At 59.8% G+C, this 11,047-nt stretch carries 7 protein-coding genes and 1 pseudogene; 3 read left to right on the top strand and 5 right to left on the bottom strand.

From position 1 onward, the window contains the following. The first annotated feature begins 32 nt into the window (after window positions 1-32). On the top strand, window positions 33-1,148 hold the full coding sequence (locus AC1Z3V_RS06640; protein ID WP_483499577.1) for an ABC transporter substrate-binding protein: 1,116 nt from the start codon (window positions 33-35) through the stop codon (window positions 1,146-1,148). Between the two features lie 262 nt (window positions 1,149-1,410). On the opposite strand, the gene AC1Z3V_RS06635 is transcribed toward AC1Z3V_RS06640, so the two are convergent. After that, a complete protein-coding gene (locus AC1Z3V_RS06635; RefSeq protein ID WP_483497943.1) occupies window positions 1,411-3,549 on the bottom strand; it encodes a TonB-dependent receptor in 2,139 nt (712 codons plus the stop codon). Window positions 3,550-4,499: 950 nt separating this feature from the next. Here AC1Z3V_RS06635 and AC1Z3V_RS06630 point away from each other — a divergent pair. Beyond that, on the top strand, window positions 4,500-5,294 hold the full coding sequence (locus AC1Z3V_RS06630; RefSeq protein WP_483497942.1) for a L,D-transpeptidase: 795 nt from the start codon (window positions 4,500-4,502) through the stop codon (window positions 5,292-5,294). A 152-nt stretch (window positions 5,295-5,446) separates the two neighbouring features. Here the strand turns inward: AC1Z3V_RS06630 and AC1Z3V_RS06625 are convergent, their stop codons facing one another. From AC1Z3V_RS06625 to AC1Z3V_RS06615, 3 genes and pseudogenes are all read right to left on the bottom strand, one after another. Then, window positions 5,447-7,030, bottom strand: a complete 1,584-nt coding sequence (locus tag AC1Z3V_RS06625) for an integrase catalytic domain-containing protein (RefSeq protein WP_483497941.1) — start codon at window positions 7,028-7,030, stop codon at window positions 5,447-5,449. Between the two features lie 403 nt (window positions 7,031-7,433). Next, window positions 7,434-7,619: pseudogene (locus AC1Z3V_RS06620) on the bottom strand (type II toxin-antitoxin system RelE/ParE family toxin); the annotation flags it as partial. Further along, entirely contained in the window at window positions 7,616-7,891 is a 276-nt protein-coding gene (locus tag AC1Z3V_RS06615; protein ID WP_429820636.1) for a type II toxin-antitoxin system ParD family antitoxin, read from the bottom strand. The gene AC1Z3V_RS06615 and the pseudogene AC1Z3V_RS06620, both read right to left, overlap by 4 nt. 398 nt (window positions 7,892-8,289) lie before the next feature. On the opposite strand from AC1Z3V_RS06615, the gene AC1Z3V_RS06610 reads away from it, so the two are divergent. Next, window positions 8,290-10,047, top strand: coding sequence for a class I SAM-dependent methyltransferase (locus AC1Z3V_RS06610; protein WP_483499575.1), 1,758 nt, complete (start codon window positions 8,290-8,292; stop codon window positions 10,045-10,047). Window positions 10,048-10,163: 116 nt separating this feature from the next. On the opposite strand, the gene AC1Z3V_RS06605 is transcribed toward AC1Z3V_RS06610, so the two are convergent. Continuing rightward, window positions 10,164-10,625, bottom strand: coding sequence for an SH3 domain-containing protein (locus AC1Z3V_RS06605; protein WP_483499574.1), 462 nt, complete (start codon window positions 10,623-10,625; stop codon window positions 10,164-10,166). Window positions 10,626-11,047 lie beyond the last annotated feature (422 nt).

Here is an 11,047-nt window from a genome sequence, read left to right as displayed (position 1 = left end):
TGCTGCGTGCCGTGATCGCGGCCGTGGCCTTGATGGCGCTGAGCCCATCGATGGCATCTGCCAGCGAGCCGGCGGCCGCACCGCAAACACCAACCACCGTCACCGACATCACCGGCCGCGAGGTGACCGTGAACCTGCCGGTCAGGCGCATTCTTCTCGGAGAGGGACGACAACTCTATCTCCTCGCGTCGCTCGAGCCACAAAACCCGCTCGCCAGCATCGTCGCGTGGCGCAACGATCTGATAGAGGCCGACCCGGCCACCTACGCCCAGTATCTGGAAGCCTATCCGGAATTGGCAAAGCTGCCGGCTTTTCCGGGGCAGGAGAATGGACTGATCGATATCGAGTCGACCATTGTGCAGAAGCCAGATGTGGTGCTGCTCAATCTCGAGGCGATGCGGGCAAACGAGGATGCCCAATACATCGAGAAGCTTGCGGAGCTTAAGATACCGGTCCTCTACATCGACTTCCGGCACTACCCGCTGAAGAACACCGAGCCGACCATTCGCCTGCTCGGCAAGATCCTTGGACGCGAAGCACGGGCCGAAGAGATCATCAAGTTCCGCCATCAGGCCATGGCCCGAGTGACCGACGTAATCGCCCGTGCGAAGCCGGAGCGCCCCAAGGTCTTCATCGAACGGATCGGCGGCTACACTGACGATTGTTGCCTTTCGTTCGGCGCGGAAAATTTCGGCAAATATGTCGAGCTTGCCGGCGGCCACAATATCGGCAGCGACTTCCTGCCGAGCACCTTCGGACAGCTCAATCCCGAGCAGGTTGTCGTTTCTAGTCCCGAGCATGTGGTCGTGACCAGTGCCAACTGGCAGGCCTACGTGCCGGGCGGCCACTGGATCCCGCTTGGCCCCGGCGCCGATCCTGACGAGATGCGCAAGAAACTCGAATGGTTCACCACCCGCGAGGCCTATACCGGGATCGCCGCGCTGAAGACGCGGAACTTCCATGGCATTTGGCACCAGTTCTACAATAGTCCTTACGAGTTCTTCGCCGTCCAGCAATTGGCGAAATGGTTCCATCCGGACCTCTTCGCCGATCTCGATCCGGACGCGACGTTCGCCGAGTATCACCGCCGCTTCCTGCCCATTCCCTATAAGCCGGGCTATACCGTCAGTCTTGCCGACAAAGACTGACGCGGCAATCTCGCTCGAATGACGGGGCGTCAGGGCAGTAGCCGGAACTTGAGAACTATCGGAAGGCGGGGTTCGACAAGGGACCCCGCCTTTCGTTTCTGTTGGAAAAGCGAGCGGAAGTGTTGCCACCAAGTCCCGGCAGATCGCCGATCGGTCCTTCGGAAAGCGCGTGGCACAGCTATCAAACGACAGGAGACGCCTATTGGCGCCTTCCCTTGGCATCACTTGCCGTGTCGTCGCACCGACGACGACGTTCGCGAGGTCAGAAATCGGTCGTCATCGAGACCTTCACGGTCAGCGGCGCACCCTGTGAAATCGTGCCGAAGCTCGCGACGCCGGACCAATAGTCGAGGTCGAGGACGTTCTCGACCTCGGCTCGGAAGGTGACCGGCGTTTCGTTGATCTTCGTCAGATACCTGGCGCCGAGATCAAGCCTGGTCCAGGAGGGGATTTCCTGAGTGTTGGCCACGTTCACAAACTGCTCGTCCGTATGGATGACGTTGCCGGTAAGCGTCAGGCCCTCCACGAACGGTGTATCCCATTCCGCACCAAGGTTGACCTGCACGGCTGGAACGCCGATCGGTGTGTTGCCGCGGGTTGCGGCACTGTTGGTTTTCGTCAGTTCGCCCTGAATGAAGGTCACGCCGCCAAGCAGGCGCAGTTCGGATGTCACTTCGCCGAAGACGTTGATTTCCAGGCCGCGGTTGCGCTGTTCACCGCCCTCAACGAAGACGAGGCCGCTGCCACGTGCTTCGAGTTGGCCGAAGGGTTTTTCGATCTGGAAGGCGCTGACGGTTACCGCCATCTGGCCCAGGTCCACCTTCGTCCCGAGTTCGTACTGCCTGGATCGGTAGGGGGCAAGCGTTTCGCCGGCATTGATCGCCGTCGTCGGAGCGCTATCGCCAACGCTCAGGCCCTCGACATAATTGGCGTAGAGCGCGACGTTATCCCACGGCTTGACGACGACGCCGACGAGCGGGGTCACTGCCGCCTCATCCGATGAGGTGGTGACATTACCCGTGACCGGGCTGTAATTTTCGGTATCGATGTGCTGCCAGCGGCCGCCCAGCGTCAGTTGCACCCGCTCGTCCAGCATCGACATCGTGTCGGAAAGGGCAAAGCCGTAGAATTCGTTCACGGAGACCCTTGGCACGTGGGTCGGACGCGGCACATTTTGCTCGGGGCGATCACGCGGGTCAAAGAGGTTCGTCAACTGCGGGGTTCCCGAGTTCGACCCGCGTGCCAGGCGCTGCTGAAGGCCACTGACCTGAAACGTGACCGTGTGATCCACCTCACCGGTATCGAAGTTTGCGCGCAGGCCAGTCTCGGCCGTCAGCCGATCGACATCGAAGATGAAATTCTGCGGCGTGATGCTGGCATCGCCAGCCGAGGTGAGAATAGTCGGCGTGCCGAAAAGCCGCTCGATGCGCGAATTGCCGCCACCGATGGCACCAAACACCGTCACGCTGTCGGTCAGGTCATATTCGACACGTCCGAGCCACGACAGATCCTCCCCGGTCGACCATTCCCAGGGCGCTTGGACATTGGACCGCCCGTCCGGCGCATCTGGAATCTCTATGCCGGCAACCGGAAAGAATGGCCGCTGAGGCGCGTCGAGATGTTCCCGTTGACCGATGACATCGAGCGTGGCCCGGAGCCCCTCGCCTTCATAGTCGAGTGCGAGCGCACCGACGGCCACTTCGCGTGACTGGTTGTCGATCGCCGCGTCGCCGCCATGGAAGCTACCGTTGAAGCGAGCGCCGAATTGACGCTCTTCTCCGATCCGACGGCTGAAGTCCACATGGCCTCCACCGTAGAGATCAGAAACATAGTCCGTCGTGACCCGCGTCAGGTCGACGTCTCCTGCGCGCTTGGGCACGATGTTGATGGTGCCGCCGACGCTGCTGTTCGGCGAGATACCGTAGAGCAGTGCGGTGGGACCTTTCAGAACCTCGACCCGTTCGGCATAATCAGTAAAAACGCGGTAGGTCGGCGCCACACCAAAGACGCCGTCGAAGGCGATTTCGCCGAAGTTTCCCTCATTGAGAGGGAAGCCTCTGACGTAAAAGGAATCCAGCATCCCGCCGGAGGCATGGGTGCTACGAACCGACGGATCGGCCGCCAACACGTCGGCCAATGTCTGCGCTTCCTGATTTTCGATCGTCTCCGCGGTGTAGCTCGTGATGTTGAACGGCGTATCCATGAAGTCGCTGTTGCCGAGCAAGCCGACGCGCCCGCCACGCGCCACCTGTCCGCCGGCATAGACCTCCGGCTCATTACCGATCGTCCCATTTGACGAGCCGGTCTTCACCTCGATCCGCTCCAGCACGGTCGCCTCCTGCGCCAGTGCAATACGGCTCACCGTCGCCAGCAAAACCGCCAGTCCAACACGTAATCTCATAAATAGCCCCCTGTAACACCTTGACCAAAAACACTTTGGTTGGCCCAGCAGGGCGCTGAATGTCATTGGCTCGAAGGGTGCTAAATAACATGACTATGATTGTCAAGATATTCAAAAAGGCGGTGCGGAAGTGTCCTTACGTCGCTGCTCTCGACGCCGCGAAACGTCCGGGTTTCGAGGGTGCCGGCGTGGCGCGGCAAACCACAATCCCGGTAGTTGGGGCCTCGACGCCCATTCCAGTCGATACATTATGCGATCCCGACCGCGAACATTGACTGAACTCGGGGTGCGTGCCGTCGCTGTATCCCACGTGAAAGGCGATGTCGCTGCGTGAACCGCTTTGCGGAGTAGCCGAAGGCGTCACTGCGATGCCGATGGTCTAGGCAAGTCCTCAAAATCGACCGCGGCAATAAGACGTTGACAGGAGAGTTCACCGACAGGGAGTTTCGCACGGAAGTTGCAGTTCCGGTCAGTTTTGTGCGAGAAGACGATCGCACCGAGCGCAGTGCGTCTCAGCCATCTCGTTCGACCATATGAGGTATCCAGGCAGTTGAGCAACCAGCGCTCCGACATCCAATCCTTGGCACGTCAGCTTTACAGGAAAGCATAAAAAGGTGCTGGACCTCGTCCGGGAGCATGGTCCCGGCCCGGGCTTTGAGCTCGCGGTTAATCGAAGACGGTATAGTCGCTAATGGCTTACCTCGTGCTCTGCTGCGGTCCTGATCAAGTTCGCGGTTCAGGGCATAGCGATGCGGCCCTGGATCTTCCCTCCCTGGTTTACTGTAGCGTTCCGACGAACAGTTGGGTCATGCCTCTGCCGTGGCGCCTGCCACACTGCACTTGCAAGTGGATAGTAGGGGCAGCCGGTTTCACGCCTTCTTAACCATGACTTGTGAAAATCCACCCAGCCGGAGGCATGATGCCGACCGTTCGTTTGGGGTAAAGAGTGCATGCGTAAGCCGCAAGATCAGAAGCTGTCCTCCGGCACCACCATTTCGGAGTCCCACTATGTCGTCTCTCGCCGCGCCGTGCTTTCGGGGCTCGGTGTCATGACGCTGCTTGGTGCCTCCGGCTGTTCGCAGGCGCTCGAACTCCCGTCGCTGGGACCGCTCGAGCCGTCCGGTCGCATGCCGCCTGTGGGTGTTGACCACATGTCGACCGGGGCGATTCCACCGATCAGCGTCGACAGTAACATCACCGACAACAGCACGATGTATGCCTCGCTGATCGACAATGGCTTCGTGATCCCGGCAGTCCCATTCCAGAAGGTGAGGCCGGAATTCCGGCGTCAGATCGTTATCGATCCGACCGGAGAGGCGCCGGGCACGATCGTGGTACGGCTCAACGAGCGGCATCTCTATTGGGTGCAGGAAGGCGGCGAAGCGATCCGTTACGGCGTCGGCATCGGCAAGGCTGGCTTCGAATGGAGCGGGCGCGCGGAGATCCAGTACACGAAGGAGTGGCCGACCTGGACCCCGCCCAAAGAGATGATCGCGCGCAAGCCGGAGTTGGTGAAATGGACGGGCGGTCAGCCAGGTGGTCTCGATAACCCGCTCGGCGCCCGCGCCCACTATATCTACAAGGACGGCCACGACACGGGTTATCGCGTGCACGGCTCACCTGAATGGTGGACCATCGGCACTCAGGCCTCTTCGGGTTGCGTGCGCATGATCAACCAGGACGTCATCGATCTGTACAACCGAGTCAAGGCGTCGCCGACTAAAGTCCCGATCGTGGTAGCGTGAAGGCCTTCCAATCGGGGTATGGTCGAGGATCGCACCTGCCCCGGGTTCAGCGTTGTCTCGCTTTACATTTTAGAAAGCTCGCATTTCTGCGAACTGCGAACTTGGAATCCGCTCGTGTCGGGCGAAATGAAAAACTGGGGGGTCCTATTGCCTCACCCACGAATGTTACCGAAGTTTTGTGCGCTGAGATGGCCGTTATCTTCTCCTGCCGCGGCGGGAGAAGATAACGGCGCGCGCTTCATCCAGTCTCCATCGAGAATAATCTGCCCGGCTGTTTCGATACGCCAAGCCTTGACGGCCATCTGCACCGTCCGCAGGCTTTTCTGCGTGAAGCGTGACGGATCGGCGCTCATCAGACGCTGCAGGACCGAGGCTGCCGAGAGCGCCGGATCCGCCTCAAGCCACGCTCGAATCTGGGGCTCGAATGGCTCCAGCATGCTCGGCCTTTTCGGGTAAGGCTTGGTCCGACGATATGGCCTCCGATGTGTCGGCCGTTTCTCCCCAACCTGCCAGGCTGTCTTCAGGCTCAAGGTGAAGCGTTGCAGATCGACGGCGAGCGGTTCTTCGGATCTGGCGTTTAGGCCACGCCGATCGACCCGCCTTCCGAGCTCCTCCTGGGCGGCGCGGATCCCGGCAAACAGTATCACTGGATCCGCCCTTTCCAACATCGCCTGCAGCCGCTCCTTGTCGGCCTCGGCCACACCGGAATGGGCCAGCACCCGCGCAACAGGCGGCACGGGCGGATGGTAGCGTTTGATGACACGAGCGCCGATCCGTGTCTTCTCCCGCAACTTGAACGAAGGTTGGAACAGGTTGCCATGCAGACGTACCGCCTCATAGAGGCGAGCCAGTGCTGCCGTCGCCTCCGCGCCGACGAACCTTCCGTAACCGACAAGCCTTCGCACGATCGCACCATTCTTCTGCTCGACCCAGGCTTGATCGTTCTTTCGATAGGCGCGCGAACGCGTCACCTCCAATCCCTGGCTCCGACACCAGCAGACCACCAGTTCGTTCATGAAGGCGCTGTCATTGTCGAAGTCGACGCCAAGCAGCGGAAATGGAAACTGCGAGCGGGCTTGCTTTATGGCAGCGATCACGAGACCGCTTTCGCGCGTCCGCACCGGCACGCACTCGGTCCAGCCCGTAGCGATATCGGTCAGCACCATCGTCTGCGCGAAGCTGCCGGACGAAGAGGTACCCGAATGGGCCACGAAATCGACCTCGACATAACCGGGCAGCGGATCGTTCCAGTCCCCGAAAGTGCGCACCGGGACCGACCGGCGTACCGCAGAACTCATTCCGGCACGCCGACGCTGGCCACCGCGAGCCACCACACGTACCTCTGACAGCAACCGATCCATCGTCGCTGCACTGACGATTAGCAGTTTATCGCGAAGCTCGGTGTTCAGCTCGAGCCGGCCATGACGCTCAAGGGCTGGCAGTAAAATAGGAATCAGCGGCTTCAGGCGTTTCGAGCAAAGACGATCGGACGCTTCCCACAGAGCCACCAGCGCTTCCCGAACCTCAGGACCATACCGGACAGCATATTGCCGAGCGCAAGGCGGCTCGGCCTCACTAGGGCGGAGCACTCGGATCGCATGCTTGCGGTGATATCCGGTAACCGCGACGAACTCATCTAGGATCCTTTGCTTGTCCACCCGACAGCTCGATCGATATCGTTCGATGATTGCCTCGACCAGTTCCGTCCGTGTCGCCATGCTGATCCGCCGTGTCATCCATCCCCCGAGCCGGGACAGAGAACCATGACCATCCCATCGGGAGCATCAACACTATCGGTAACATTTTGCTTGAGGCAATGCGGGGGTCAATTCTTCGATTCGCTTGACAGCTCGAAAACTTGGTCTGGAGGTGGGCACTCGCTTTGATTGCCACCGTCGCATAGTACGAGTGAACCACGGCCCAGGAAAACGCGCTTCTCTAGTACCGCCCGGTGTTGATACAAAGCTATGTCAATGGCGAAATTCTGATGGCACTTCGTTATTTGCTTTGATGCGACGGTTGCACAAACGATCCTTTACGCAACGGCCATATGCCATGCTCAGCCTCCAAAAGGCGGAAGCGTTGTCCCGGTCGCACGCGCGAGGACGATGAGCTGTCGCATACGCCTCGATGCTGTGATCCCAATTCGTATGCATACCGCAACGATCCGGCCTCCGGATGGCTTGCGATCAAAGCGTACGCCGCTTGAAGTGCGTCAATAAATCCGAGGGCGACCTCGGTTCCTGCTTCGCGTGCGTAATAGTCAATGGCCGCCTCGACGTCGCTGCGCGCCAACTGCCGCGGGATAATAGTCTTATTATTCACTTGCTGTGCTGACCACGAACTCGATCGCGCAGACTGGTGAAATACTCCGCGTTGACCGGCTCAGTTGGTGCGGACGAGGCTCCGTCAAGTAACAGCCTGCGTAACGCGAGACGATCCTGATCTCGACGTATTAACTCCCGAATATACTCACTACTTGTCCCATAACCTCGTCCGGCGACTTGCTCATCGACGAAGCTCTTAAGATGGTCCGGCAGGGAAATGTTCATTGTGCTCATGCAAGTGACCATACCGGCCTTGGCAAAAATTGGCAAGACCGCTCGCTTCCCTTCAACCACGAGACCGCGCCGCAATGCCGAATCCGCAGCATGGCAATGACGCAGGTTCCCGACGATACATTATGCGATCTTCGTGGCCCAAAAGGTACATCCTAGCAACACGCCGTGCAGCGGCGCGGTAAACCACAGTTGTGCGAGCGACATCGGAATTCGAGCTTGCCCTCGACGCTCGGGCCATGACAGCGCGGCAAAAAGACAGTTGACGGGATACCACCCGAAGGCTCTCTTTTTGAGCGTTCTCCCAATCATGCGAGAAAAGTTCTTGCTTAGGTAGAGCAGCCCGCGCACTGGATTCCGGAATGATGTGTCCAACTCAATGCTTGCGCATCGGACGCCGAAGGACATATCGATGATGGAAGCGGTTGGCGTTGACGGTGCAGAAAGATATGAGCGATCCAGTCAGTATATATGACGCTCACGCTGATGCCTTCGTCACCCAATATGAAAGTGTGTCTGCCGAGGCGGTGCACTCTGCATTGCTCGAGTATGTTCGCCAAGATTCCAATCTGATTGCCCTGGATGTCGGTGCGGGGTCCGGGCGCGATGCAGCATGGCTTGCCTCGCTCGGCTACGAGGTAGTCGCAGCCGAGCCGGCAACGCGCATGCGCAGCGAGGCACAGCGACGTCACACTGACCCTCGAATTCGGTGGGTCGACGACCGACTACCAGACCTGGCCGTCGTGCATCGCTTCGGCGTTGCATTTGATTTGATCCTCCTCAGCGCCGTGTGGATGCATGTGCCTCCGTTTTCGCGCGAGCGCGCTTTCCGGAAACTCGCCACCCTTTTGAAACCCGGTGGCGTAATCCTGATGAGCCTGCGCGAGGGGCCGTCCGAGCCGGACCGACCCATGTGGCCGGTGTCGACAGGCGAGGTAGAGGCGCTCGCACGCAGGCACGGACTTGCCGTCCTGCGAGCCGTCGCCAGCGACGATCAACTCGGCCGCAGTCAAGTTCGGTGGACTGCAATGTGCCTGCGACTACCGGATGATGGGGCCGGCGCTCTGCCTCTGCTGAGAGGAGTCATCCTTAATGATGACAAGTCCTCCACCTACAAGCTCGGCCTTCTCCGGTCGATAGCAAGGGTCGCCGACGCGACACCCGCTCTCGGCGTTCCTCATCCCGAGGAGGATGTGGTCGATATCCCCCTCGGCATGGTCGCCTTGAATTGGCTCCGCATGTATCTGCCGCTCACCGGCGCCGCGCTACCGCAAATGCCAGGCAACTCGGGACCCGATGGCTTGGGCTTCGCCAAGGCAGGTTTCCGTGAGTTAATGGCCTACAATGTCGTAGGCCAAGACCTGCGTATCGGGGCGCGTTTCTCTGGCGACCGTGCCGCCGCTGTCGCCCGCGCACTAGCAGAAGCTCGAAGTACTATTGTTAAAATGCCGGTCAACTTCACGCGGTTTCCGAACTCAGAGGCTAGGGTTTTTCGGACCACGTCCGCGACCGCACCTCGGATCAGGGGCGACCTGACGTTGGACCGGGATATTCTTGCTGCATATGGGAGCCTTTCTGTACCCGGCCATATCTGGCGGACGCTCCAGCGCCTCGGGCCGTGGGTCGAGCCGGTATTGGTTGATGAGTGGGCCCGCCTTGTACGCTCTTACGGCGAGAGAATGGGTCGCTTTGTAGCGCCCGGCGAAGTGGAAGCTGCCCTTGCTTGGCTTGACCCGGCCAGGGACACTCTGCTCGCACGACTGACAGCTCAGCGCGTGCTCAAGGACGGGCAGCAGATCACCTGCGTCTGGACGGGTGTGAAACTGGATCTAGGAAGCCTGGACATCGACCATTGTCTACCGTGGTCCGTCTGGCCTTGTGGCGATCTCTGGAATCTCCTCCCAGCCTCACCGCGGGTGAATCAACACCTCAAGCGGGATCGCCTCCCCTCCGCGTCCGCTCTCGCAGCGGCGCGCGAAAACATCATTGGGTGGTGGGAACAGGCCTGGCTTCCAGACGATGCGCTTCGGCCCCGGTTCGAGAGGGAAATCGTGGCGGCATTACCGGTAACCGCCGGTGCCTCCCCTGAAGACATCTTCGCAGCCCTTGAGTGGAGGCGTCTGCGTCTGCGTCAGGACCAGCAAGTTCCGGAGTGGCTGGGCGTTCGAAAAGGGTCTGGCGAAAGCCTCTCGTGACTCCAGCTGCGCGGGTTCCTCTCGTGGCACTCGCACTAACTCCACTCAGATGGCCATTTCTTCCTATGTCACTCCTTGTTTTTTCCAATCTCCGTCTGCCTGTGTGTCCTACTTCGTCACAATCGCGAGCGAAACGCTTCAATCATCGCCTTTGAGACATCACCGGGGTAGCAGATTGGAGCGGCACCTCCCGGTTTCGAGTACGCGCTCCTACGCCCGCATCGCCGCCCAGCCCGATCGCGACTCTCCGGGCATGGGCACGAGCCACTATACCCGGAAACCGACTCGGCGATGATGCGCTGTACGATTGTTGAATCGGAAATCCGCGGGACTTCGATCGGATCTTCGCGTGCTGATTCTCCGGATGCGGAGCTATCACGCCTTGGCTCCGACCCCGGCTTGTCGGAACTTAGGAGATGCGATGCGATCCACCCCGCTCTTCGTGTGAGGTTGTCTTGGACACGCGACCATTCGCCATCGACTGCCAGGAGGCGGACCGGCCGGCCCACATTATAGCGATCCAGGATTGGATAATCTTTACCCGGTCCCTCTCGTAAGGCGACCCGCTTACCGCGCACGAAAGCTGTGGCTATCACCTCCTCAGTGCCGGGGTCGCGAACCGGCGCAGAGACTTGGCCTTGTAGAGGCGCCGTCCCGAAGACTTGGGTCGCGTCTGCGGACGCGGATTTCCGCTCTTGAACGACATTTCCGGCTGAAGGCAGCTGCGTTTCGTTGATCGTTGCCCGTTCGCCGCTGTTCGCGCCGAGCCAGTAAATCAACGTTACAGCTATGGCCGCACCAACAAGAAATCGTCGCACAACACTTCCCCGCCCCTGGGTTGTATCATTTAACGCTTTCCGAGAGACAGCAAGCCCACGAAATGGTCATCCGGATCGTGACTGAGATTCCACCATCACTTCACCCACGGACGTCAGTTGAGCATTGCGATCATTTGTCCTTCTCAACGTTAACCGTTGCGGCTTTTTTGTGTTGCAACTTC

Source organism: Ensifer sp. 38_S197 (assembly GCF_056924495.1).
This window is presented reverse-complemented; position numbering and strand designations above follow the sequence as displayed.

Coding starts and splice junctions, on each gene's coding strand:
- AC1Z3V_RS06640 (WP_483499577.1), top strand. CDS start 33: ATGGCGCTGAGCCCATCGATGGCATCTGCCAGCGAGCCGGCGGCCGCA.
- AC1Z3V_RS06635 (WP_483497943.1), bottom strand. CDS start 3,549: ATGAGATTACGTGTTGGACTGGCGGTTTTGCTGGCGACGGTGAGCCGT.
- AC1Z3V_RS06630 (WP_483497942.1), top strand. CDS start 4,500: ATGCGTAAGCCGCAAGATCAGAAGCTGTCCTCCGGCACCACCATTTCG.
- AC1Z3V_RS06625 (WP_483497941.1), bottom strand. CDS start 7,030: ATGACACGGCGGATCAGCATGGCGACACGGACGGAACTGGTCGAGGCA.